This is a genomic window from Myxococcus guangdongensis (assembly GCF_024198255.1).
GTDB classification, from domain to species: domain Bacteria; phylum Myxococcota; class Myxococcia; order Myxococcales; family Myxococcaceae; genus Myxococcus; species Myxococcus guangdongensis.
On sequence record NZ_JAJVKW010000001.1, the window covers coordinates 158,636 to 182,409 of the forward strand.

The 23,774-nt window shown below is 67.3% G+C and carries 17 protein-coding genes and 1 tRNA gene; 10 read left to right on the plus strand and 8 right to left on the minus strand.

Going from position 1 to position 23,774, the window contains the following annotated elements:
* Nucleotides 1-282: 282 nt before the first annotated feature.
* Nucleotides 283-1,602, minus strand: a complete 1,320-nt coding sequence (locus LXT21_RS00670) for a ferritin-like domain-containing protein (RefSeq protein ID WP_254036147.1) — start codon at nucleotides 1,600-1,602, stop codon at nucleotides 283-285.
* A 192-nt stretch (nucleotides 1,603-1,794) separates the two neighbouring features.
* Nucleotides 1,795-2,100, minus strand: coding sequence for a hypothetical protein (locus LXT21_RS00675; RefSeq protein WP_254036148.1), 306 nt, complete (start codon nucleotides 2,098-2,100; stop codon nucleotides 1,795-1,797).
* Between the two features lie 181 nt (nucleotides 2,101-2,281).
* Here LXT21_RS00675 and LXT21_RS00680 point away from each other — a divergent pair, with 181 nt between their 5' ends.
* Nucleotides 2,282-4,270 carry a CotH kinase family protein gene (locus LXT21_RS00680; protein ID WP_254036149.1) on the plus strand — a complete coding sequence of 663 codons (1,989 nt, stop codon included), beginning with the start codon at nucleotides 2,282-2,284 and terminating at the stop codon, nucleotides 4,268-4,270.
* Between the two features lie 13 nt (nucleotides 4,271-4,283).
* Nucleotides 4,284-5,375, plus strand: a complete 1,092-nt coding sequence (opgC, locus tag LXT21_RS00685; RefSeq protein ID WP_254036150.1) for an OpgC domain-containing protein — start codon at nucleotides 4,284-4,286, stop codon at nucleotides 5,373-5,375.
* A gap of 16 nt (nucleotides 5,376-5,391) precedes the next feature.
* Here opgC and LXT21_RS00690 read toward each other — a convergent pair whose 3' ends face one another.
* The gene (locus LXT21_RS00690) at nucleotides 5,392-6,063 is read right to left on the minus strand and encodes a carbonic anhydrase (RefSeq protein ID WP_254036151.1); all 672 of its coding nucleotides are present in this window, start codon (nucleotides 6,061-6,063) and stop codon (nucleotides 5,392-5,394) included.
* A 145-nt stretch (nucleotides 6,064-6,208) separates the two neighbouring features.
* Between LXT21_RS00690 and LXT21_RS00695 the strand changes: the two genes are divergently transcribed.
* The 3 genes from LXT21_RS00695 to LXT21_RS00705 all read left to right on the plus strand — a co-directional run bounded on the left by LXT21_RS00695 (nucleotide 6,209) and on the right by LXT21_RS00705 (nucleotide 10,421).
* Nucleotides 6,209-6,514 (plus strand): hypothetical protein, encoded by a 306-nt coding sequence (locus LXT21_RS00695; protein WP_254036152.1) that lies wholly within the window; start codon nucleotides 6,209-6,211, stop codon nucleotides 6,512-6,514.
* 1,013 nt (nucleotides 6,515-7,527) lie between these two features.
* Entirely contained in the window at nucleotides 7,528-10,104 is a 2,577-nt protein-coding gene (locus LXT21_RS00700; protein WP_254036153.1) for a DUF5916 domain-containing protein, read from the plus strand.
* Between the two features lie 50 nt (nucleotides 10,105-10,154).
* A complete protein-coding gene (locus LXT21_RS00705) occupies nucleotides 10,155-10,421 on the plus strand; it encodes a hypothetical protein (protein ID WP_254036154.1) in 267 nt (88 codons plus the stop codon).
* 926 nt (nucleotides 10,422-11,347) lie between these two features.
* Here the strand turns inward: LXT21_RS00705 and LXT21_RS00710 are convergent.
* A tRNA-Leu gene (locus tag LXT21_RS00710) sits at nucleotides 11,348-11,433 on the minus strand.
* Between the two features lie 261 nt (nucleotides 11,434-11,694).
* On the opposite strand from LXT21_RS00710, the gene LXT21_RS00715 reads away from it, so the two are divergent.
* The 5 genes from LXT21_RS00715 to LXT21_RS00735 all read left to right on the plus strand — a co-directional run bounded on the left by LXT21_RS00715 (nucleotide 11,695) and on the right by LXT21_RS00735 (nucleotide 18,524).
* Nucleotides 11,695-11,832: a hypothetical protein gene (locus tag LXT21_RS00715; RefSeq protein ID WP_254036155.1), complete on the plus strand. Its 138-nt coding sequence runs from the start codon at nucleotides 11,695-11,697 to the stop codon at nucleotides 11,830-11,832.
* A 14-nt stretch (nucleotides 11,833-11,846) separates the two neighbouring features.
* Nucleotides 11,847-13,421, plus strand: a complete 1,575-nt coding sequence (locus tag LXT21_RS00720; RefSeq protein WP_254036156.1) for an amino acid adenylation domain-containing protein — start codon at nucleotides 11,847-11,849, stop codon at nucleotides 13,419-13,421.
* 151 nt (nucleotides 13,422-13,572) lie between these two features.
* Nucleotides 13,573-14,274 (plus strand): condensation domain-containing protein, encoded by a 702-nt coding sequence (locus LXT21_RS00725; RefSeq protein WP_254036157.1) that lies wholly within the window; start codon nucleotides 13,573-13,575, stop codon nucleotides 14,272-14,274.
* Between the two features lie 229 nt (nucleotides 14,275-14,503).
* Nucleotides 14,504-16,153, plus strand: a complete 1,650-nt coding sequence (gene ffh / locus LXT21_RS00730; RefSeq protein ID WP_254036158.1) for a signal recognition particle protein — start codon at nucleotides 14,504-14,506, stop codon at nucleotides 16,151-16,153.
* A 199-nt stretch (nucleotides 16,154-16,352) separates the two neighbouring features.
* Entirely contained in the window at nucleotides 16,353-18,524 is a 2,172-nt protein-coding gene (locus tag LXT21_RS00735) for an Ig-like domain-containing protein (protein ID WP_254036159.1), read from the plus strand.
* Nucleotides 18,525-18,568: 44 nt separating this feature from the next.
* On the opposite strand, the gene LXT21_RS00740 is transcribed toward LXT21_RS00735, so the two are convergent.
* The 4 genes from LXT21_RS00740 to gltJ all read right to left on the minus strand — a co-directional run bounded on the left by LXT21_RS00740 (nucleotide 18,569) and on the right by gltJ (nucleotide 23,762).
* Nucleotides 18,569-19,672 carry a TIGR04552 family protein gene (locus LXT21_RS00740; RefSeq protein WP_254036160.1) on the minus strand — a complete coding sequence of 368 codons (1,104 nt, stop codon included), beginning with the start codon at nucleotides 19,670-19,672 and terminating at the stop codon, nucleotides 18,569-18,571.
* A 110-nt stretch (nucleotides 19,673-19,782) separates the two neighbouring features.
* Entirely contained in the window at nucleotides 19,783-20,280 is a 498-nt protein-coding gene (locus LXT21_RS00745; protein WP_254036161.1) for a toxin-antitoxin system YwqK family antitoxin, read from the minus strand.
* A 195-nt stretch (nucleotides 20,281-20,475) separates the two neighbouring features.
* The gene (locus LXT21_RS00750; protein WP_254036162.1) at nucleotides 20,476-21,396 is read right to left on the minus strand and encodes a hypothetical protein; all 921 of its coding nucleotides are present in this window, start codon (nucleotides 21,394-21,396) and stop codon (nucleotides 20,476-20,478) included.
* A 248-nt stretch (nucleotides 21,397-21,644) separates the two neighbouring features.
* On the minus strand, nucleotides 21,645-23,762 hold the full coding sequence (gene gltJ, locus LXT21_RS00755; protein ID WP_254036163.1) for an adventurous gliding motility protein GltJ: 2,118 nt from the start codon (nucleotides 23,760-23,762) through the stop codon (nucleotides 21,645-21,647).
* Nucleotides 23,763-23,774 lie beyond the last annotated feature (12 nt).

The following is a 23,774-nucleotide window of genomic DNA, read 5'->3' on the forward strand; positions in this document are numbered from 1 at the left end:
CGGGACGCCTACGTCAACGCCAGCGTCCCGGCACGAACAACCGGGGAGCCTATCCACCATCGCGGGAACGACCTCCCGCGAGGACAGTCCCAACACGCGCAAGGCTGCGTCCTCGGTCGGCGCGGAGACCTCGGCGCGCAGCGTCTCCTGACCTCAGTTCCACAGCTCGCGGGAGAGCACGTCGACCATCGCGAGAACGACCTCCCGCGAGGACAGTCCCAACCCGCGCAAGACTGCGTCCTCGGTCGGCGCGACGACCTCGGCGCACAGCGTCTCCTGATCTCAGTTCCACAGCTCGCGGGAGAGCACGTCGACCATCGCGAGAGCCACCTCCGGCGGGGGCAGTCCCAGCGCGCGCAGGACCGCGTCCTCGGTCGGCGCGGAGACCTCGGCGCGCAGCGCCTCGACGGCCCGCTGACGTGCCGCGCGCACCGTCTCGCGCTCCTCGGGCGAGAGCTTCTCCTCCGCCCAGCGGTCGACGGCCCACGACAGGTCCGCATGCCGCGTCTCGTCCTCCGCGATGCGCACCATCGCCTCGCGCACCTCCACGTCCTCCGCGTGCAGCGCCTGGTGATGCGCCAACAGCGCGCCATACGTCTCGCGCACGCAGCCCTCCACCGCGTTGTCCAGCGCAACCTCGAACAGCGGCCGGGGAGGAAGCGGCGCCACCACCGCGCGCTCCGGCGTCACCCCGTGTCGGCGCGCCAGCCTGCCGCACACCTGCGTATGCGCCACTTCATCCAGCGCGCTGCGCAGCGCCGCCTGTTGCAGCTCGACGGCCGCGCCATGCAGCGCCAACTCCTCACGAAGCCGCAGGAACGCCGTGATGGAGGCCTCCTCCAGGTGAGTGATGAGCGCGAAGTGCTGTCCCAGCTCATCCACGCAATCCACCGAGCCATCCGAGCGGAGCCCCGCGGGCCGGCGTCCCACTGAGCATCCCTTGTCGCCGCGCTCGAGGACATGCGTGCGCTTCTCGACCACCTCGCCGGAGGGCTTGACCACCAGCAGGTACTGCGTCAGCTCTGTCCCCTCGCCACACGCGAACCCCTTGGTGGCGATGACACTGAAGGTCCCGTCGGCGTTCGTCTTCACCGCGCCATGCTTCAGCTCGGAGCAGCTCACGTTGTAGCGCTCCGCGAAGACCTGGAGCAGCGCCTCAGACGGGGTGTCGATGCTGCCCAGCAGGGCCGCGAGCGCGTTCCGAGACGTGTGCGCCTCGACCGAATCTCCTCGCGTCGTCACGAGGTAGTACGCATGGCACTCTGGATCGCAGCGGGAGAGGAACCCATCCTCGGAGGCCACGGCGTCCAGCTCCGCGCCGCACACCGCGGGCTGCGTGGCGGTCGCGCACGCCGTCCCGACGGAGGACACACGTTGCTGCTGCGGCGAGCCCCGCAGGTCCGTCACCAGGCGCAGCTCGATGAAGTCCGTCGGGGTCTCGGGGGCCAGGCCCTGGAGCGACACGCGACCGTTGTCACAAGGCGGCGCCGAGAACCCCTCCAAGGAAATCCCCCCGTCGCCACAACCGGTGAGCATCAAGGGCGACGCCAACGATGCACTCAGCGCACGGGCGAAGAGCCTGCGCAGTTGATTCGAGTTCAAGCAACACTCCTCTCTGGATACGACCTCACGGCCGACAGCAATGCAGATGCCAGAAGCGTCCCATTCGAGAAGCGGTTGTGGCAGCCCGATGCGGCCTCGGTGTTTTCCGCGAGCGCACTCAGAAACCTGAGGGGCGCGGTGTCTCGAATTGAGCACCCCACCAACACATCCGGCGGCGAACCGCGGCCCTCATCAATGGGAGCGCGTCGAGTCCGTGCTCTCGTCGAGCATCCGCACCGCCACCGCGCGGCATCCGCCACACACCACACCCGCCCGCTCCCAGTGCACCTGGTCCTCGAGCTCGCGAGCATCCTCGGGCCCCTCTTCCAGTCGCCGCACCAGCGCCGCGAGTGCGTCCCGCTCACCGTCCTCAACAGCGTCGGCGGACTCCAACACGTCCTGCTCGCCCTCCAGGACCAGCTTGAAGCGGTAGTACACCTCGCGTGGATTCAGGGCGCGCCCACACGTCGCGCAGTGCCGAAGTCGGGGTCCGGTCATCGCAAGGGGGCTCCCTCGTTCGGATGCGCAGCAGCCATGGCATTCCGCCACCCCCAGCGTGGCACACTGCCACGCCCGACCGACACTGCTTCCCTGAATTCAGGGAGATAGTTTGAGGCACGAGGATTGCTGGCGACCCCGGGTCCCACGTCCCCAAGGGCTCTCCCCTCGTGCCTCATCCATGAATCCCCTGTCCGCTCCCGAAGTCGCGGGGGGCCTCGTCGTGGCCTCCGAGCGGGTCCCGTTCGTCCTCCCGAAGCCGAGTCGCTCCGGGGTGCTCGCCGCGCTGCTCTTCGCCCTCACCGCCTGTGAGAGCACGCCGTCCTCCGACAAGGCCCTTGGGCCCGCGGTGGACGAGGAGACGGCGTCCCCCGCCGTCACCATCGACGCCATGGACAACGAGCAGCACGTGCTGCGCGGCGGCTTCCAGCTGGACGCGGGCATCGTGCGCGTGGAGGTCTACGAGGGCTCCATCCTGCTCGGCCTGGCGGTGCTGGAGGACGGGCGGTGGAGCATCCCGTGGCAGCCGGGCCACGAGAGCGAGTCGCTGGAGGTCGTCGCCTATCACGACAGCGGGGCGGAGGTGCGCACGCGCCTGGAGTTCCAGCGCCTGGGCTTCGAGACGCGAGACAACCTGTACGCCGCCGAGGCGCTCCTGACGCTGCCCACGTCCCCGGACACGACGACGCGCTACACGCTGGATGGCTCCACGCCGGGCCCGACTTCTCCCGTCTACACGGCGCCGTTGGTGCTGCTCAACCGACGTGGGCAGCCCGCGCCGCTCAGCCTCATTCCGACGAATCCCGCCGAGTCACCGGAGCCCTGGCGCTGGAAGCCGCCCACGGCGCCCACCACGCTCGCGACGGTGGTGCGCGCGCGGCGGTTCTCGGGCGAGACGCCGGTGGACGCGGGGCAGGCGCGCACGTACCTCATCGGACAGCCACGCGCGTACACCTTGCCAGTGTTGTCGCTGGCGACGGACGCGGCGAACTTCTTCGGGGACGAGCAGGGCCTCTACGTGCCGGGCCGCGTCTACGCAGAGACGCCGGGGCCGATGGAGGGCTGGGGCACGGGCAACTACATGCAGTCCGGCAAGAACTGGGAGCGCCCGGTCCACGTCGAGTGGTTCGACGCCGCGGGCGCGACGGTGCTCGCGCAGAACGCGGGCGTGCGCATCCACGGCTCGGGCAGCGCGGCGATGCCGCAGAAGAGCCTCCGGCTGTACGCGAAGGAGGACTACGGCCCGGAGATGTTCCAGGCGGACGTGTTCCCGGACCATCCGCTGCGCGAGTTCAAGCGGCTCATCGTGCGCACGTCGGGGCAGGACCAGGTGGGCTCCAAGCTGCGCGACTGTGTGCTCCAGGGATTGATGCGTGAGACGTCCCTGGCGCTGCAGGCCTGCCAGCCCACGTTGGTGTTCCTGGATGGTGAGTACTGGGGGCTGCACGAGCTGCGCGAGCGGTATGACGAGTACTACCTGGCGACGCACCACGAGCTGAAGCGCAAGGACATCGTCATCCTGGAGGCCTACGGCATCCTCGACACGGGCGAGGACGCGGACGTGCTGCCCTACCAGGCGCTGCTCGCCTACGTGCGCGAGAATGACCTCTCCGTCCCCCAGCACTACGCCTACGTCGCGGCGCGCATCGATGTGGAGGACTTCATCGACTACCACATCGCGGAGGTCTACTTCGGCAACGAGGACTGGCCGGACAACAACGTGAAGTTCTGGCGCCTGCGCGGGGGTGAGACGTCCGGCAAGACGGGGCCCGCGGATGGCCGGTGGCGCTGGCTGTTGCATGACCTGGACGCGGCCTTCGTGGGAGGGCCCGACGCCAACTCGCTCGGACGGCTGCTGCGCGACGAGCGGCTCAGCGAGCCCTTCGTCGTGCTGTTCCGGAGCCTGATGAAGTCCCCGGACTTCAAGGGCCTGTTCATCTCGCGCTTCCGGTGGCACCTGGAGCACACGTTCGCGCCGGCGCGGGTCCTGGCCTGGCTCGACGCGGCCGAGGCACGGCTGGCGCCCGAGATGGCCGAGCACGTCGCGCGCTGGGGTTACCCGGCCTCGGTGGAGTCATGGCATGGGGACGTGGAGTTCCTGCGCGAGTGCGCGCGGCGCCGCGCCGAGGTGCTCCAGCGCCACCTGAGGGAGGAGCTGGGCGCGCCCTGAGCCCGTATCCCTCATGCCGCGTCGACCCGACCTGGATGCCCTGCGGGGGTTGCTGCTCGTCCTGATGACGCTGACGCACCTGCCCACACGGCTCAACGCATACACCAGCCAGCCCTTCGGCTTCGTCTCCGCGGCCGAGGGGTTCGTGTTCCTGTCGGCGTTCCTGGTGGGGGGCACGCATGCGAAGGCATGGGACGCGCCGGGGAAGCTGTGGCGCGGCCTGCGGCGACGTGCGCTCAAGGTCTACGCGCACCACGTCGGGCTGCTCTGCTTCGCCTTCACCTTCATCGGCGCCGTGGGCTGGCTCACCCACCGCCCCGCGGTGCTCAACCTGCTCGACTTCTTCCACCAGGAGCCGCTCACGGCGCTGCTGAGCAGCCTGGTGCTGTTGTACTGCCCTCCGCTGCTGGACATCCTCCCGCTGTATGTCGTGCTGCTGTTCCTGACGCCCTTCGTGCTGACCGCGGCGCGCCACGCGGGCTGGGGCAAGGTGGTGTGCCTCAGCGCGCTGGTGTGGCTGTGGGCGCAGCTGGGCCTCAAGCGGGAGCTGTACGGCATGTTGGGGAGTGTGTCCTGGCTGCGGATGAAGATGGACCACTCCGGCGCGTTCGACTTGTTCGCCTGGCAGTTCCTCTGGGTGCTCGGCGTGTGGCGGGGAAGCCTCCGGGCCCAGGCCGGTGGGAGCCCCGCGCCGCCGCCGCGCCTCCAGTGGGTGTTGGCGTGGGCGGTGGTCGGCGTGTTCCTGCTCGCGCGGTACGAGGTGCCGGGGTTCCAGTGGCTCACGAGCTGGCCGGTGCTGCTCGACAAGTGGACGCTGGCGCCGCTGCGGCTGGTGGACTTCCTGGCGCTGGCGTTGCTCGCGGACCGGGGCGCGCCGCGCGTGTATCGCTGGCTGCGGCCGAGGGTGTTGGAGCTGCTGGGCAGCGCCTCCCTGCCCGTCTTCAGCGCGCATCTGGTGTTGTGCCTGCTGAGCCTGGCGCTCATCAACGAGAGCGAGGCGCCCTTGGACAGCCTGGAGGAGGTCGCCGTGCTGGCGGTGACGTTCGCCGGGATGGTGGTGGTGGCGCTGCATCACCAGCGGCGCGCGGCGGCCCTCTCGGGCTGAGCCGCGCGCCACCGCGTCAGAGCACCTGACGAAGGCCGAAGCGGCCCCGGGCGCGGAGGGAATCTCCATCCGTGGCGACGACGGGGGTGAACTGCCCTTGGCTCGGCTCATAGGCATGCACGCAGCCGTCCTCGAGCTGGTAGACCCAGGCGTAGAGGTTGAGCGCGTGGTTCGCGAGGGCCTCGGCGACCGTGGGATGGGAGCGCAGGTTCTCTATCTGCACGAGGACGTTCTCCCCGACGGCCGCGTCGAGGAGGGCATCTCCGCTCAGGTGGGCGTAGCTGGCCTCGACGATGCGCCGGGTGGACTCCGCGTGGCGCAGCCATTGGGCCATCTGGGGGAGCCTCTCGAGGAGCTGGGGCTTGAGCAGGCCCTGCATGGCGCCGCAGCGGGTGTGTCCGCAGACGATGATGTGGCGGACCTTCAGGGCGGCGACGGCGTACTCGATGGTGGCGGCCGTGCCGTTGTTGGCGGTGCTGTAGGGCGGGATGATGTTGCCGGCGTTGCGGATGATGAACAGCTCTCCAGGTCCCGCGCCCGTCACCTCATTGGGGAGCACGCGCGAGTCGGAGCAGGTGATGAAGAGGACCTCGGGGTTCTGCGCCTCCGTGAGCTTCGAGTAGAGCTCCTGCTTGGAGCGGAAGACCTCGGTCTGGAAGTGATGCAGTCCGGGGATGAGTTTCTCCATGGAGACGGAGCCTTCACCAGGAGCGGGGTCTCCGACAACCCCATTGCGTGTGCCACGCACGTGACGGTGAACCTTTATGCACACCCAGCGGCCGTGGCATCATCAAAAGGCAGTACACCAAGCGCCACTCGCGTTGGGAGGAACCATGCGTACCCTGTTGCCCCTGGGCCTTGCAGTCCTTGGCTTCCAGTTCGGCTGTGGTGTGGATGATGCCAACACGGAAGCGCCACCCGACATGGCTTCACAAGAAGCCCCGCTGCTCGCCTGTCTGTCGGAGTACTTCATCAGGTACTACAGCGACGCAACCTTCACCACGCTGGTCGGCACGGAGCGGTGCTTCTGCGGAAGGACCCCCTTGCGTGCGGGGCAGCGGAGCCCGTACTTCATCGAAGCCGACGGCGGTGAGTGTCCTGGCATTGCGCCGGAAGCACTGGCGAACGAGCCCGAATGACCCTGAGGACAGTCGCGTCCTGGACGCCCAATCCGTAGTGTGGAGCGTCATGCCAGGGCCTGAGCGGCGAGCAGGCCCCTCGAACAAGCCTGGAGACTCGAGCCGGTCGGTGGACAGGTTGGACACGCCGCTGCCCTTTCGAATTCGGCCGGCGCAGCGCAGCCCATTGCCAGACCCGTGCGGGCAACCCGACACTGACCTCGTCACGCCACCGCCGCAGGGCGCCCAGCTCCACCGCAAGGGCGCTGATGCGCTCAAAATGCCAATCAACATAACAACAGACCTCTCCACTTCCTTGCCAGGACAAGAAAGCCGCTCCGGCCCTGCCCTCGCGAAGTGGCGGTTCCCTGACCGGGAATCCCACGGGTGCGTGCCAGCGCTCGGCGCGCGCCGGAGGCGACGTCGTCGAACTTCGCCCAGACTCGGCCCCCTGTCGGTTGTGGCGCAGTCCCCCAGTCGTTCGCCCATCACGTCGAGCACGGCGGACCCTCACGCCGCCTGGCGCGAAGCAACGTCGACGCTCACCGCGTAAAGACAGACATGGGCGACTTCGCCCTGGAGCGCAGCGCATGGCCGGGTCGCCACGCCCGCTGCCCCCAGGAATCTCCGCGGCCCCCGTAAACCCGAGCGCCCCGTCCACGGAGCGATTCCCTCCTTCGGTGGCAAATCTACGAAGACCTTCGTTGACATCTACGAAGCGATTCGTATGATGCCTTCATGAAACGGCCGGGCGTGGCCCCCGGAGCGAAGTCGAGGGGGCAGTGCCCTCACGTGGGGGCACAGGGGCCTTCGGCCGCGTGAAACAAATCCCCGCCGCGATACACTGAAACCGCCCCGGATGCGCGGGCCCGCCCGCGCATCCATGGAATGGCTAACAAGCCATGAATTCCATGTGACGCCGCGAGGATGGTGGAACGGGCGGCAAGTAGCGCTTCAGGGCCGTTCGGGACATCCGTCCGCGCACGTTCGAGGGAGCCTGGTGTCCTCGCTTCGCGAGGCGCGAGGGAGAAGTCATGTCATTCGGCATCAGAGGAATCGTCGCGCTGGGGTTGTCGCTGTGGAGTCTGGTGGCGGGCGCGGCGGTGGAGGGGCCGGGGAAGGAGCAGTTCCTCCGCGCGGCGAGGGTCGTGGGGCCCATCCAGGTGGATGGGAAGCTGGACGAAGCCGCCTGGGCGAGCGCGCCGGTGTTCGACGCCTTCGTGGAGCGCTATCCCCACGCGGGGCATGCGCCGTCGGAGAAGACAGAGCTGCGCATCCTCTACGACGAGGACACCCTGTATGTCGGCGTGGTGGCGCGAGACTCGCAGCCGGCGCTCATCGACCGGCGACTGGGGCGGCGCGACAGCGCGCCGTTCTCGGACGCGGTGCAGGTGCTCATCGACTCCGCGCATGACCACCGCACGGCGTACTGCTTCTCGCTCACCGCGGGCGGCGTGCAGAGCGATGGGCTGTTCTACGACGACCGCTACTACACGTCGGACTGGAGCGGCATCTGGGCAGGAGCCACGGGCAGCGTGGAGGACGGCTGGGTGGCGGAGTACGCCATCCCCCTGTCGCTGCTGCGCTTCCCGGAGGTCCCCATCCAGACGTGGGGCTTCTCGGTGCGTCGGGACATCGCGCGCAAGAACGAGGAGCTCGAGTCGGTGGAGAACCCGCGCATCCACAACACGAATGTCTCGCGCCTGGGGCACCTGACGGGGCTCGAGGACGTGCGGCCTCGTGGCCGATGGGAGCTGATGCCGTACCTCGCGGGGCGCGGGCTGATGCATCCGCAGTACGCCAGCGGGGCACGCCCCTCGCCGCGGCTGTTGAGCCCATCGCTGGACGTGGGCCTGGACGTGCGCGCGACGCTGAGCAGCAGCCTGGCGCTGGCGGCCACCTTCAACCCCGACTTCGGCGAGGTGGAAGCGGACGAGATGCTGCTCAACCTCAGCACCTTCGAGGCGTACTACCCGGAGCGCCGCCCCTTCTTCACCCAGGGCATGGAGCTGTTCCAGCCGGTGGGCATGGGCGTGGGGGACTCCCCCCTCGCGCTGTTCTATTCGCGGCGCATCGGCCTGGACACCCCCATCCTGGGCGCGGCGAAGGTGACGGGCACGGTGGGCGGCGTGCAGGTGGGCGTCCTGGACGCGCTCGTCACGGGCCCCTGGCAGGCGCGCGACGAGGAGCAACCGGACCGCAGACTGCGTCTGGACTGGCGGCGCCCTTTGCACGTGGGGCCGGGCGTACAGCTCCCGGACAGGCCCTCCGCGACGACGCACTACCTGGTGGCGGTGGCGCGAGGAAAGGTGGGCGAGGGCTCACGGGTAGGCGGCGCGCTGACGATGGCCAACCCGCTGTCGGGCACCTGCACCCAGGAGGACGCGGAGCAGGAAGGCGCCGAGCGGAAGGCCGCGTGCCGGGCCCGGGGAGGACTGGCTGGCGCGCTCGACTTCGACTTGAAGACGGCGGACAGCACGTGGGGCGTGTACGGCATGTTGGTGGCGTCACGCACGTCGGGCGGCCCTCCGGAGCAGGTGCTGGCGGACGGCACGCGGCTGGAGCAGGGCGACTCGGGTGTGGGCGGCTACGTGCGCGCGGGGCGCTTCGGTGGCGAGGGCCTTCGCCCGGAGGTCGGCGTGGACGTGTCGTCGCCCAGGCTGTCGTTGTTCGCCGCGGGCTTCCAGCGCTCGCAGAACGAAGTGGCGCCTCGGGCGACGCTGCGCTTCGCGAGGCCCAATGGGCTGGGGCCCTTCAAGGCGTTCTTCGCCAACGCCCATCTGGGCGCGCGCTGGTCGGCGGACGAGCGGCGCCTGCACCGCGTCACCTGGATGAACCTCTACGCCAGCGCGACGCTGCCCACCTTCGACACGGTGAGCGTGGAGACGGGCGTGGACCTGAATGCCTATGACGTGCGGGAGATGCGGGGGACGGGCGTGCCGGTGCAGCGGCCGGACCGGAGCTTCGTCAGCGTCTACTTCGAGACGAACCGCAACCGGCTCGTGTCGGTCGAGGCCTCCGGCGCGGTGGGCCACCGAGGCCAGGGCGGGCCGAGCCCCGCCGCGTGGGACTGGGGCTACGAGGTCGGCGTGTCGCTCCGTCCCCATCCGACGCTGGAGACCCAGCTCGAGCTGGGCAACGACAAGACGGACCACGGGCCGCGCTTCGTGGAGACCCTGGCCGACGGTCGCTTCCTCCTGGGCTCGCTGGATGCGCGCTACCTGTCGCTCACGCTGCGGCAGGAGTGGGTGGTGTCGCCTCGCTTCACGGTGCAGGGGTACGCGCAGCTCTTCACGGCGTATGGCCTGTACGGCCCCTTCTTCACGGCCACGTCCGACGCGCAGCGGACCCGGGTGCGGCTGTCTTCGCTCGTGCCCGTCGAGCGCACCGACAGCAGCAGCTTCTACTCGACGGCGCTGAACGTGAATCTGGTGCTGCGCTGGGAGTACCGACTGGGCTCCACGCTCTTCTTCGTCTACTCACGCGCGCAGGAGGGACTGCCGACGCCCGAGGGGGAGCGGCCCTTCGCCTCGCTGCGGCCCCGACGGTTGCTGGAAGGTCCCGCCAACGACGCGGTGATGCTCAAGTGGAGCTACTACTGGGGGGCGTGAGGGCCGCGCCACTCGCCCCCCCTCCGAACCAACTCCACACGATTCGGGACTTGACCCAGCTCCACCGTCTGCCGGACCTGAACAGGAAGGCCGACGGCGAACTCGTCGCGCCAACGCCGCAAGGCGCCCAGTTCCACCGCGAGGGCGTCGATGCGCTCGTCCTGACGGGCGACCTTCTCGACGAGCGCGCGAGTCTCCCCGACGAGGGACTTCGCGGCCCCGGTGAGGACACCGACTCCCGCCGTTCCGAGCAGGGAGCCAACGACGAGCTGAATGGACTGCGTCTCTTCTGCGGTCACGGCATCACCAGGGACTAGGAGTGCCCTTGGTAAATGCGTGTGACTTCTAGAAGTGGCTCAGGTGTCCATTGCCCTCAGCACAAGCTGACGCCCTTAACGCAGTCAGAGAAGCCTGGATGCAACGTGTCGAAAAGTACGGCATCGGGAGGCCAGGTGGAGACCTGCACCATCCATGGGCTGTCCATCCGTCAGACAGATGGGCAACGATAGAAACTTCTGGTGCGTCCGCACGGCCTGCAGCTGACCTGCTGACAACCGCCATCCTCCTGGCAACGGCCTCCTGATGGTATTCCATTTCATCTGAAACCCAGCTACGCTTGCTAAGCCTTACTTCCTGGAGGCCGCATGCATAAAATTCTCGGAGCCGTGCTGTTGACTGGGCTGTTGGCGGGCTGTGGCGGTACCGAAGCACAAGATGAAGGGCAGCCAACTGGTGGCGAGGAGGCGGGCGACGTTCATGCTGCGGCGTGGCCCCTATGCAGCACGAGGCAGGGCAATCTGTGTTCACCAAAGAGTCCAAGTCGCGCCTGTACGGATGATGCCACGAATCAGACCTTCCAATGCGCTTGCATCCCCGAGTTCCCCAATTCCCAATATGGCAGGTGGGCCTGCGCCGCAATGGAGGGATGAGGCCCTGGCCGCTCCTGAATGCTCAGCCTGGCAATAGGGGGCGGCGCGCAGGAACAGCCCTTCGTCGCGGGGTTTGAGGTTGTGCGCGAGCAGTCCGTTCACGACATAGGTCTTCGCGAAGCGAACGGAAATCCGCATCACGTCGCCGGCCGCCGTGGGCTCGACTCTTGCCACGCGGCCCTACGCCCACCTGAGCCCCGACTCTCGGAGGAAGGCTGTCACGGTCCTGGACGGCCCCCTTGCGCTGGCGTGCGACATACGTGCAACACAGGAGGGAGTCGCCGCTAACCACCTGTAACGACTCGTAAAAACAATGCACGAACCGGGAATCGAACCCGGACGACCCTTGCGAGTCAGCGGATTTTAAGTCCGCTGCGTCTGCCAGTTCCGCCATTCGTGCAGGCCCCACAGTCCTACCAATCCCCCTGCCCACTGCTCAACACCATTCCGAGGCTCCACCCCGTCCGCCCGGAGGCGCGGCCCTGTCCCCTGCCCGACGCCCCCCTCTCGGACTCGACGGCGCCCTGCTTTCACTGTCCTGAAAGCGCCTCACGGGCACGACCCGGGGACGAACGACTTCTCCGGCGGCACCGCGCATTCTCCGCGGGTTCCATTGGAACGGCAGGTTTCATCTCGGCCCAAGCCCCGGAGAACGCCGCACATGAGCACGCCGCACCGTTCGCTCCTCCGAGCGGACGTCGTCCTGGTGAACGCACCCGGCGTGTATGCCTTTCGTGAGCACCCCGACTCGCGCTCCGTGCTCCATCGAGAGCTCGTGACCCACGCCCTGGGCCACTGAGGAGAATCACATCCATGTTGTTTCAGTACCTTGAAGACAGCGCGCGAGCGGCCCCTCGACGGACAGCGGTCATCGACGGTGAGCGAGCCATCTCCTACGAGGAGCTCGACGCGGGCGCGAACCAGGTGGCCCGCACGCTCCAGGAGCTCGGCATCGGCCGGGGCGCGCGAGTGGGACTCCACCTGAACAAGTCGCTCGAGGCCGTGGTGGGCCTGTTCGGCATCCTCAAGGCCGGCGCGGCCTACGTCCCCATCGACCCCTCCGCGCCCGAGTGGCGCCTGAAGTTCATCGCGCGGGACTGCGCGCTCGCGGCCATCCTCACCACCCCCACCTGGCAAGCCTCGCTCCAGGAGGTGCAGACCCTGCGCGGCATCATCCTGGTGGGAGCCAGACAGCCGAACACCGCCTTGCCCCCGCCCGGGGAGCACCTCCCGACGACACTGAGCTGGGAGCATGTTCGCACCCGCTCCACCTCGCGCCTGGAGAAGGACTCCCGCGCCACGCCCGAGGACCTGGCGTACGTCCTGTACACCTCCGGCGCCACCGGCCATCCCAAGGGGGTCATGCACAGCCATCGCGCCGGGGAGTCCTTCGTCGAGTGGGCCTTCCAGACGGCGAACGTGCGCTCCTCGGACCGCGTCTCCAGCCTCGCGCCCTTCCACTTCGACCTGTCCGTCTTCGACCTCTTCGCCACGGCCAAGGGCGCCGCCACGCTGGTGCTGGTGCCCATCGAGCTGTCCGCGATTCCCCGGGACCTGGCGGACTTCATCGCGAAGAAGGAGATCGCCATCTGGCACTCCGTGCCCTCGGTGCTCACCCAGCTCGAAGCCCGGGGCGCCCTGTCGCGGCATGCGTTCCCGCACCTGCGCACCGTGCTCTTCACCCGCGAGGTCTTCCCACACAAGTACCTGCGCAGGCTCGTGCTGACGCTGCCCAGGCTGCGTTACCTCAACCTCTACGGCACCACCGAGACGAACGTCTGCACGTACCACGTCGTCACGCCCGCGGACCTCGCGAGCCCCGACCCCCTGCCCATCGGCAAGGTCTGCTGCGGTGACGAGGTCATCGTCATCCGGGATGACGGCGCGCGGGCGGCGGACGGCGAGGAGGGCGAGCTGTGCGTGGCGGGCCCCACGCTGATGAGCGGTTATTGGGGCCAGGAGGAGCACACCCGGCAGGTGCTCGGCCCCATTCCGGGCCACCCCAGGGCCTATCGAACGGGGGACCGCGTCATCCGGGAGGCCGGGGGGGTGCTGCGCTTCCTGGGCCGCCGCGATGACCTGGTCAAGGTCCGGGGCCACCGCGTCGAGCTGACCGCCGTGGAGGAGGTGCTGCTGCGCCACCCGGATGTCGAGGAGAGCGCCGTGCTGACGCTCCCAGACGAACTCTCGGGCGGAGAGCTGCGCGCCTTCGTGGTGCTCAAGGACAACGCGAGCGCCAGTCTCCAGGACCTGCGGCAGCACTGCGTGGACTACCTGCCGCGCTACATGGTCCCCACCCGCATCGACACCTGCGAATCCCTGCCGAAGACGACCGCGGGGAAGAAGGACCGCGTCCGACTCCAGGAGCACGCGCGCCAACACGCCTGAGCCGTTGTCCCACCGCGTCGGGCCTGGCCTCTGGCGGCCTCGCTCCCGCCTGGAAACAGGAGTGAGTCGCCATGAACGAGTGCGTGGGACACGTCACCGAGGCGCGGGTCGCGCGGAGCATCCGGCCCCACCTCCACCCGGAGTCAGCCTGATGCTCGTGGACCTCTGGAAGGCCTTCGAGCAGCCGTGGAACCTGGACTCGGCGCCCTCGGAGGGCTCCTCGCGCCACCGGCCCTGGGTCTTCCGGCTGTCCGGCCTGCTCGACTGGCGCGCGCTGCGCCTGGCGCTCGAGGCCCTGGAGCATCGACACGAAGTCCTGCGGACCTCCCTCACCGTGGAGCGAGGACACGTCACCCCGTGTGTCCACAGGCCCGGCGTCTTCGTCCTGCCCACCCTCAGCCTGCTCGATGGAACGCGTGACTCCGTGGCGCGAGAGGCCCGATTGGCCGAGGCCCTGCGCCACGAGGCCCGGCGTCCGTTCGACCTCCGAGGCGCGGCCCTCATCCGGGCGGCGCTGTTCGTCCTCGACGCCCGCGAGCACGCGCTGCGGCTCGAATTCCACCCCATCCTCATCGACGTCCGGTCCCAAGGGGTCCTGCTGCGGGAGCTCTCGGACCTGTATGCCGCGTACCAGCGAGGAGGCCCCGCCCCCGCCCTGCCTCCCGTGGAGTCGAGTGCCAGACCTTCCGCGAATGACGTCGGGCGCGGCCCGCTCGCGGATGACCTGCCGGCGCCCACGCGACGAGGCCCTCGCGGCGTGCCCCTCGCGACCGAGGACGTGCTCGCGGCCCTGGGCATGGCCGACGCCGCGCACAGGGCAAGGACCCTCGAGGACCTCGAACAGGTCCTTTGAACGGAGGCGGCCCCCGGGCCTCCGGCTCGACCGGAGCCCGGGCAGGCTGGAGTCGTCACCCGGGAGCCACCCGCCGGGCCCTGGGGATGCGCCAACCCCGCGGGAGCGTTGATGAATCCAGGGCCCCAGCCCCGGCCAGCCTGGTCCGGGGGTCGGCTCTTCACTCTTCGACGCCTGGGATGCGCTCCACGGTCGCATCCCACCTCCCCCCTGTTATAAAGCGCCCCCCATGCTTGAGACCGTCACCAAGGGCTTCCGCGCCGCCAAGAACCGCCTCGCCGGCAAGAGCGAGCTCACCCCGGAGCTGGTCGACGAGTCGCTCCGCGACATCCGCGTCTCGCTCCTCGAGGCCGACGTTTCCTTCGACGTGGTGAAGAAGTTCGTCGCCCGCGTCCGCGAGAAGGCCGTGGGAGAGCTCGTCCAGACCACCATCACCGATGCCTCGGGCCAGAAGCGCAAGGTCAGCCCGATGGACCACTTCATCAAGATCTGCCACGACGAGCTCGAGGCGCTGATGGGGCCGGTGGACACCGGGCTGAACCTCAAGCCCAAGGGCCAGCTGTCCGGCATCATGATGGTGGGTCTGCAGGGCTCGGGTAAGACGACGACCACGGGCAAGCTCGCCAACCGGCTGCTCCAGCAGGGCCGCAAGCCGCTGCTCGTGGCCGCGGACATCTACCGTCCGGCCGCCGTGGACCAGCTCAAGGTGCTGGGCGAGCGGCTCAAGGTGCCCGTCTACCACGAGCCCGGGGTGCAGCCGCCGGAGCTGGCGAAGCGGGGCTATGCCGCGGCCCGCGAGCAGAAGTGCGACGTGGTGCTTATCGACACCGCCGGTCGTCTCGCCATCGACGAGGCGCTGATGTCGGAGTTGGAGTCCATCAAGTCGAACGTGCACCCGGACAACATCCTGTTGGTGTGCGACGCGATGATTGGTCAGGACGCCGTGCGCACGGCGGCCGAGTTCGACCGTCGCCTGACGCTGGATGGCTTCATCCTGACGAAGCTGGACGGTGACGCGCGTGGTGGCGCGGCGCTGTCCATCAAGGAGGTCACCGGCAAGCCCATCAAGTTCCTCGGCATGGGCGAGTCGATGGACAAGCTGGAGGAGTTCCGTCCGGAGGGCCTCGCCGGCCGCATCCTCGGGTTCGGCGACATCGTCGGCCTGATGAAGGACTTCGAGAAGGTCGTCGACGAGAAGAAGGCCGAGGCGGACGCGCGCAAGCTGTTGTCCGGCCAGTTCTCGATGAAGGACTTCGTCGAGCAGATCCGCATGGTGCGGAAGATGGGTCCGCTCAAGGACCTGCTGGAGAAGTTCCCGCTCTTCGGCGAGATGACGGAGCACCTGAACCCGGACGAGAAGGAGCTCACCAAGATTGAGTCGATGTACGACTCGATGACGGTGAACGAGCGCCTGCGTCCGGACCTCATCAACACCAGCCGGGTGAACCGCATCGCCAAGGGCAGTGGTCGCAAGCCCGAGGACGTGCGCGAGCTGCTGCAGAAGTTCGGGATGATGCAGCAGGTGATGGGGACGATTGGCCAGAACCCGGGGCTTCTGGGCCGCATCCCCGGCTTCAAGCAGCTGGGTCAGCTCTCGCAGATGCGGAACATGGACCTCTCCAGCATGTTCGGTGGGGATCCGAAGATGATGGAGAAGATGATGAGCGGCGGCATGCCGGGCATGGGGTTGCCCATGCAGATGCCGCAGGTGGCGCCGGGCTACACGCCGCCCATGGGCCAGGCCGCCATGGCGAAGGCGCGGTTGATGGGCTACGCCCCGCCGTCCGCCGCGGGCGCCAAGGGCGAGGACCGCGACGCCATCAAGGAGCGCCGCAAGCGGGAGAAGGAGAACAAGAAGAAGAACCGCAAGAAGCGGTAGGCGCTCAGGCCTCCGCTGGCCCGTGAGCCAGAAGCCCGTGTCGCCCGGTGACGTCCGGGGGCACGGGCTTTCGCTTGTCCGGGGTCCAGGGCCTGGGACGGAAGCCCGGGGGTGAGACGGGGCCCGGGGGCCTCGGACGGGCGGAGGGCGTGTCATGGTAGGTGTCTGGCCTGGAACACTCTCTGCACAGCAGACCTCCATGACGAACCGACTTCGCCTGTCCGTCCCCCTCTTCGCGGTCTTCCTGCTGTCCGCCTGTATCGATGTCCCGGACGTCGCGGAGCCGGAGGACATCCCTGATGCGGGGCAGCCTCCTTCTGACGCAGGAAGTCTCCCGGACGGAGGCGAGCAGCCCGCTGGGGACTTCGAGCTCAGCGTCATGCCTACGGAGGACTCGATTCTCCAGGGCGCCACGAGGAGCTTCCAGGTCTCGCTCGTCCGCAAGAATGGCTTCAATGGGAGTGTCTCGGTGATGTTGGTGAGTCCGCCGGGAGGCATCACCGCACCCTCGGTCACGATTCCCGGTTCGAGCACGCTCTCGGCCTTGACCATCAGTGTTTCCGAGCAGGTCACGCCCGGTCCCATGACGCTCACGGTGCGTGGCATCTCCGGAGCGCTCCATCGAGACCGGAACATCTCGCTCACCATCGTTCCCCTGGGAGACCTGGCGGTCTCCTGGGTCGCCCCTTCGGCGTCTCACAGCGCCACGAATGGAGGACTGTCCGTGGAGGTCGCGGTGCAGGGCGGACAGGCCGAGAAGGTCGAGTTGATGAAGGGCGACACGGTGCTGACCACCTGGACCGCGGCGCCCTACACGTACTCCTGGGATACGACGACCGAGGCCGAGGGTGAGTACACGCTGGTGGCCAAGGCCACGAGAGCGGGGTCGACGTTCCCGAGTGTCGCGAGGACCGTGGTGGTGGACCGGACGGCGCCGAGCATCGTGAGCAGGCAGCCGGGGCACGGCGCAACGCAGGTGAGCGCCCGGACCACGGTCGAGGTGGTGTTCAGCGAGGCCGTGAAGGCGGCGACCGTGAGCACTTCGAACGTGGGCCTCACGGGCGACGGAGGGGCGTCCGTTCCTGTCACCCTGAATCTGTCGGCGGATGGACGGACCCTGACGTTGACCCCTGTTGCGCCACTGGCGGCCTCTACGTCGGTGAGCGTGCGACTTGGGACGGCGGAGCAGCCAATCACCGACGCGGCGGGCAACGTCCTCACCACGGGAGGAGTGTGGTCGTTCGCGGTCCCCTTCTGGCTCCCAATGGGAGGCGCCATCAGCGCGTATCCCGGGAACACTCCCGCGGAGAACATGGTGATGAAGGTGGGAACGGATGGGGTACCCGTCATTGCCTGGTCGGAGTCGGATGGGACCAACAAGCACATCCATGTAAGGCAATGGTCTGGACAAGACTGGCGACCACTCGGAGGACCACTTCGAGTGCACGCAATGTCAGGCGCCCACGCAGAACGTCCGGACCTTGCGATCGACAACTCTGGGCGGATCATCATCGCTTGGGATGAAGCCCTTGGGAAAGCGGGTGTCCCTCCAATTCAAGTCATGACCTGGTCGGGAACGCTGTGGCAATCCCTCACGCCACCTCCCTTCCCCAATGATTCCGACACCGAAACGACCATTCCCAAGCTCGCGGTGGACGCATCGGGCACCATCATCATCTATGCCCAAATCTATCACACCACCGCATTCTACGAATCCAAGGCATACACACTTGCAGCCAATCAGCAGGCCTGGACCCAGATAGAACTGTTTTACGGACCCGACTGGCTCAACAACAACCTCAATGCAATAACCAACACAAGCGACACCACGTTCACAGCCCACAGCAGCTACGTCGACTCGCTAGGAACTCGTGCCATCACCATCACGAAGAATCATGCATTCCCCTTTGGAGCCCCGCTCATCTCTAGCCCTACCGACGCCTATGCTGCCCAAGCAGCACTTGCCACCAATGGCGCTGGCGAGCCGCTGACGGCATGGAACGAAATCAAGGGCTTTGGGGCGTCATCCAACGTCTTCTTCTCTCGCTGGCTGGGCAGCGCGTGGCAATCTCCAGAACTCGTGACGCCACACTCGACCAACAACAGCTCTCCATCGCTCGCAATGGGGGCTGATGGTTCTCCGTTGCTGGCATGGAGTGGATTCGTCGAACCGGAACAGATGATTCTCGTCGCCAGGCGCAGCACGACCTCCTGGACACAAGTCGGCCCCGCATTGAGTGCGGAGTCAGGAGCCAGTACTCCAGCCACTCGCCCCGTGCTGGCTCTCGGAAAAGAGAATCGACCCATTGTGGCCTGGCTGGAAACGACGTCCACTGGAGCGCACGTCTACGTCGTGCAACAGAACCAGTAATTCAGCGAGGGCTGGGTATTCAACTCGCTCAGCCCTCCGTCGCCTCAGCTGTTGTCACGCTTCGGGACAACCAACCCCTGACTGAGCCGCTTGAGCACACGTTTCTTCTGGCGACGCTTATAGGCTTCGTGAGCGTTCTCTCCCTGCTCATTCAAGCGAGCGGTCTCTTGATCGACGATCTGGAACTCGACCAGGGAGATGATGACTCGGCCCTTCCGTGACCGCGCATCTTCGTGTGGAACAGGGAGATGGGCATCCATTCGGACTGGCAGGTCCACCACGAAGTTCAGCGCCCGGTAGGTATTTCCCGAGAATGAATTGCCATTCTTGTCCTCACGAGCCTCGTAGTCCTTATCGAGGTGGAGTCGATGAGTGACCTGCTCGAAGTGAGGGTTCTCCTCCAGGACGCTGCGGAAGGGGAGCAGCGTGTTTTCAGTTTGCCCAGGAACGACGAGATGAAACGGAAACAACCACTGCGTCAGGTAGTAGAGGACAGGTAACAAGTCCTCTCGGGCGCGGGTCACAATCCGGAAACGGGTCCGATCATAGACCTGCGCCGCGACCGTCTCCTTCTTGGCCAGGAGCTTGGTCACCAAGGAGTCCTGGGTCTTGATGGAGTGCGCGAACTCGACAACAGGCAACCCTTTCGCCTGCATCTCGCGAGCGACCCCTTGAACCCTCTCCGTCACCAACTCCGCGAGCTCAGCCTCGGAGATGGCGAGCCGGAACAGCAGATCTCTCCCCTCGATGTGCTGGATGACATGCATCACCTTGAGCACGACACAGGCGATCCGCCGATGCCGAACCTCCCCCTTGGCCCCGGAAGCCAGAAGGAACAGGTCATGGATTTCTGTCGGTTGGGCCACCGCGTCCGCAACGCGATAGTTGAACGTCTTCCGCAGATAGACCACCGACTCAGCCAACACACTTCGTGCCCAGGCCTCGTCGTGAGGTTGGGACAGGTCCAGCTGGCAGAGCCGTAGGAAGCGGTCGACCTCGTCTCGCGTCTGGAAGTGCATCCGACGCCAGTCGATGACAGAGCCACCCCGCAGGATGAGACGGATGCGCTCAAGCTCGCGCAAGCCCATCTCCGCCACTGTGCGAACGGGGATCTCAGGAAGGACGAGGGAGAGCAAGGGGGCCTTCACGACTGAGCTTCCTATCCGAGTCGTTCGACGCGGGAAAGCCCTGAAGGGAGCAGGCCCTCCCCCTCCCCAACGAATGGGGAAGGGGCAAGACGAAGCGTGCTGTTCCGGAGCTACCGGTCGGAAACCAGCTTGCCGGACGCGAATCGAGCCTGCGAAACCGTACGGCCATCCTCCGCGTAGATGACCTCTAGGCCATCTTGAAGGCCCTTCGCCCACGCCTGCTCCAGCTTCTTCGAGCCGTTGGCGAAGTATTCGACGCGCTTGCCATGGTAGTCATTGCGCTCGAACTCGGTCTCGCCGGTCTTCACGCCATTCGCGTCGTAGAACGTCCAACGCCCAGTCCGCAGGTTGTCCTTGAACTGCCCTTCGGACTGCTTCTGCCCATTGGCCCAGAAGTCGACGTAGGGACCATGACGGACGACTTTGTCCAGGTCCGAACTTCCTCCGTTCTTGACGCAGAAAACACCCAGGTCCTTCGTGGGCTTGCTGCCCTTCTGGGTAGTCCCGGCCGGGCACTCGAGACGAACTCCCTGACCCGCCGAAGTCTCTCCCGCAAGGGCAGGCGCGGAAACCACTGCAACAGCCAGGACAACGTGACGATAAGCCATCTCATCTCTCCTTCGCGGACGGACGCCGGACGAGCAGCGTCACCATCTATCTCAACGCAGGAAATCTTCCCTTATTCATGGCGGCCTTCACCACCCACCTGCGTTCCGGCCCCAAACGACGAGCCCCACCCCGAGTCATGGGATGGGGCTCATGCGCTACCAGCAGCTTTCAGCTGAGTGCAACGAGGCTGCGAACTACTTCTGGATGACGCCGCAGATCTCGTTACCGTCCCGGAAGTAGAGACCAATGGACAGCGTGTTGATGGCGCCCGGGCAGAAGTTCATGGTGAAGGTCGCGACCTTCCCGTTCTGGCTGGTCGTGTACTCCGAGGGGCGAATCAGGTTCACACCATTGTCCTCGGTGCCGTTGACCTTGACGTAGAGCAGGTTCTGCAGACCGGACCGCTGATCAGGGAACCGGTTGTTGCTGTTCGCCGGCTGGTAAGCCTTCACCTGGACCTTGACCGTGTCCGCAGCGCCGCACCACGGCGTCGCGTTGGTGTCCGGAGCCCAGGACTGCTTGGTGATGCTGAAGATGACCGGACCCGAGCTCGAAATCGTCCAGATGGGCTGCTTGCCACCCTGAGCAGGGTCGAAGTTCGCGCACGTGGGCGCGGGGACCTCGGTGCAGGTGCTGCTGCTGCAGAACTGGCCATAGAGGCACGTGGACTGACCCTCGCCCGAGCAGGTGGTGGGGCCGGTGTCGCCCTCCTCGCACTGACCGGAGGCGGTGTCGCACACGCGGCCGGAGCCGCAGTCATCGTTCGAGTCGCACTTCGACACGCAGACGTTGTCCAGGTCCGAGCAGACCAGGTTGCCGGAGCCGTCGCCGCCGCTGTTGCACAGCGCGTCGGTGGAGCACTGGCAGATCAGCGTGTTCGCCTGGGAGCTCGAGCCACCCAGCGCCGTACAGGTCTTCGCCGTAGCAGGACAGTCGCTGCCCGTCGTACACGTCAGCACACAGACGCTCGCGTCCGGGTGACAGATTTCATTCTCAGCGCAGTCGTCGTTGCTGGAGCACGTCGTGCCGCTCGGGTCGTCGTCGCCACAACCCGCCATCAAACCGCTCATCGCGCCAAGTGCCGAGAGCACCAGCATCATCTTACGAAGCTGCATGTTGGGAATCCCTCCGTGGATCTGCTTGGAATCGTCTGCTGGGGGGCCTCCGGCCACTGAAGTCAGGCCCCGACGTCCATTACAAGCGGTTCGGCTTTAGTCCCGCCCGTCCTGACGTGTCAACGAGTGTCGACACGCCCACGGACGCATCACCCTCGCGGAAATTCAGCCCTCACGAAAGCGAACACTCACATGGGACCTTGGCGTGACACACATGTCGCCAAGGACCCAGATTGATCCTTTCCCGCTCAGAAGGTGAACGGGAAGTCGATGGGCTCGCCCTGCTTCTTGTGCTTCGGGAACGCCCAGCTCTTGATGAGCCCCGTGATGCAGCTCGCCATGTACGTGCTGCGGTACTCGTCTGACTTGCAGGTGACGTTCGACGTCTTGCCGCTCGTCTGGATGGTCCACCGCATCACCAGCTTGCCGCTGAGCATCGGGTCCTTCTTCTTCTGCTCGTTCACGCACTTCACGATGGCGGGCTTGTTGTTCAGCACCACCTCCATGATGTCGGAACGCTGAAGGGTGTCTCGCACCCCACCCCCACCCGGCTCGGGAGGAATGTAGGCCGTGGGACGACTCTCCGACGCCTTCGGCTCCGGCTTCGACTTCTTCGTGCCGAACAGCTCGTCGAAGTCATCATCACCATCGCCCGAGGACGGCTTCTCCGCGCGAGCAGCCGGGCGCTCCTCGGTGTCCTCCCGTCGAGAAGACGAAGAAGACGAAGAGCTGGAGCCACGGCGAGACGTCGTCGGACGCTCGACCTTCGCCACCGCGTTGTCGAGCGGCTGCTTCACTGGCTCCGCCGGCGGCGGCGCGGGCACCTGCCCCGCCACGGGCTGCGCGACCACGGGAGGCGGCGTCGCCACCGGAGCCGTCGAAGGAGGCGCCGTGGGCGCTCCCGCGGCGGCAACAGCGGGGTTCGCCGCGGGCGCGGACTCGGGAGGCGGCGTCGGCGCGCCAGGCGCGGTGGCCACCACGGGCGGAGTCTGAGGCGGCGCCACGACAGGCGCGGCCGCGACAGGAGGAGGCGTCACCACGGGCGGAGGTGCCGCGGGAGGCGTGGCCGCAGCGACAGGCTGCTGGGTGGGCGGTGCCTCGGGAGTGCCGCCCTTCGACGCCAGCGCCCAGGCTCCGCCACCGAGCCCCAGCACACCGACGACGATGCCAACAATCAATCCCACCCGGCCCTTGCCGCCACCCGAAGGCGCTCCACCGCCCTGCGCATAAGCCGGAGGGTAGCCAGGGGGCGGCGCATAGGGCGCGGGCGCAGGCTGCGCGTAGTGCCCCTGCGGCTGCCCGTACGGCATCTGCGCCGGCTGGCCATAGTGCGCCATGGGCTGCTGCGGATAGGCCTGCGGTGCCTGCTGCGGCGCCATCTGCGCGGCCATCGCCGGCCCCGCGCCCATCAGCGACGGGGACGACACCGGCTCTGGAGGCGGCATCGGCACGTCGAGCAGGCGAGACTGCGACACCGGCTCACGGCCCAACGCGGGCGCGGGCGTCGGAGGCGGCTTCGACAGCGCGTCGTTCTCCTCCTTCACCAGCGAGGCGAGGACGCTGGCGGCCGAAGGCTTCCAGCCCACCGGCTCCTCGGAGGACGACGCCAGCACCACCGACTCGCCCTTCGACTTGCCCGCGCTGAACGCGGACTGCACGGGCCCCGGCTGCACCGTGGGCGTCGAGCCCGACACGGGCTCGGGCGCGACGATGGTCGGCTTCGACGGACGCGGCGCCAGCACCGACGCGAGCTCCGCCGTCTCCGACAACGGAATCCAATCGCTGAAGCCCGAACGCCAGCACAGGCTGTCCGGCCCCACCTCGCCGCGGTCCCACGCGTCCTTCACCTTCTCCACGGTGAGCGGCCCGACCTGCTTCTCGTCGATGGCCACGTACCACTCGTGCGACGAGGCCGCGGGCTTCGGCTCGTCCTTGTCGGGCTCGTCCTCGGCCTCTGCAAGCTTGCGCACCGACTCCGTGGTGGCATCGCGCGCGGCGGCCTCGCCGGCGGCTTCACCCGCCGGAATCTTGTGCGTGCCGGAGCTGAGGACCTGGTCGAAGACCGCGCCGATTTCGTCCTCTTCCACATCCGTGAAGAGGCCTCCCTCGGGCGGAGTCCCGAGCGTCGCGGGCAGCGAGGCGGAGGAGGACGAATCGGCCTCCTTGCCCTGGGCGCTCGCGCTCTCGGGAGCGGAAGAAGAGGTGGACGCGGGCTCGGACGGGGAATCCTTCCCCGCCGCGGCGCCCGCCGGGCGCACGGTGATGGTGTGGCCGCACTTCTTGCAACGAACCTTGACCCCCTTCGGGCCAACCTTGTCGTCGCTGATCATGTACTGCGCGCGGCAGCTGTCACAGACGAAACGCATCTTTTCCGCAAG

Bases quoted from the DNA above. Each gene is read 5' to 3' on its own strand.
- LXT21_RS00675 (WP_254036148.1), bottom strand. From the start codon at position 2,100: ATGACCGGACCCCGACTTCGGCACTGCGCGACGTGTGGGCGCGCCCTG.
- LXT21_RS00680 (WP_254036149.1), top strand. From the start codon at position 2,282: ATGAATCCCCTGTCCGCTCCCGAAGTCGCGGGGGGCCTCGTCGTGGCC.
- opgC (WP_254036150.1), top strand. From the start codon at position 4,284: ATGCCGCGTCGACCCGACCTGGATGCCCTGCGGGGGTTGCTGCTCGTC.
- LXT21_RS00690 (WP_254036151.1), bottom strand. From the start codon at position 6,063: ATGGAGAAACTCATCCCCGGACTGCATCACTTCCAGACCGAGGTCTTC.
- LXT21_RS00695 (WP_254036152.1), top strand. From the start codon at position 6,209: ATGCGTACCCTGTTGCCCCTGGGCCTTGCAGTCCTTGGCTTCCAGTTC.
- LXT21_RS00700 (WP_254036153.1), top strand. From the start codon at position 7,528: ATGTCATTCGGCATCAGAGGAATCGTCGCGCTGGGGTTGTCGCTGTGG.
- LXT21_RS00715 (WP_254036155.1), top strand. From the start codon at position 11,695: ATGAGCACGCCGCACCGTTCGCTCCTCCGAGCGGACGTCGTCCTGGTG.
- LXT21_RS00720 (WP_254036156.1), top strand. From the start codon at position 11,847: ATGTTGTTTCAGTACCTTGAAGACAGCGCGCGAGCGGCCCCTCGACGG.
- LXT21_RS00725 (WP_254036157.1), top strand. From the start codon at position 13,573: ATGCTCGTGGACCTCTGGAAGGCCTTCGAGCAGCCGTGGAACCTGGAC.
- ffh (WP_254036158.1), top strand. From the start codon at position 14,504: ATGCTTGAGACCGTCACCAAGGGCTTCCGCGCCGCCAAGAACCGCCTC.
- LXT21_RS00735 (WP_254036159.1), top strand. From the start codon at position 16,353: ATGACGAACCGACTTCGCCTGTCCGTCCCCCTCTTCGCGGTCTTCCTG.
- LXT21_RS00745 (WP_254036161.1), bottom strand. From the start codon at position 20,280: ATGGCTTATCGTCACGTTGTCCTGGCTGTTGCAGTGGTTTCCGCGCCT.
- LXT21_RS00750 (WP_254036162.1), bottom strand. From the start codon at position 21,396: ATGCAGCTTCGTAAGATGATGCTGGTGCTCTCGGCACTTGGCGCGATG.
- gltJ (WP_254036163.1), bottom strand. From the start codon at position 23,762: ATGCGTTTCGTCTGTGACAGCTGCCGCGCGCAGTACATGATCAGCGAC.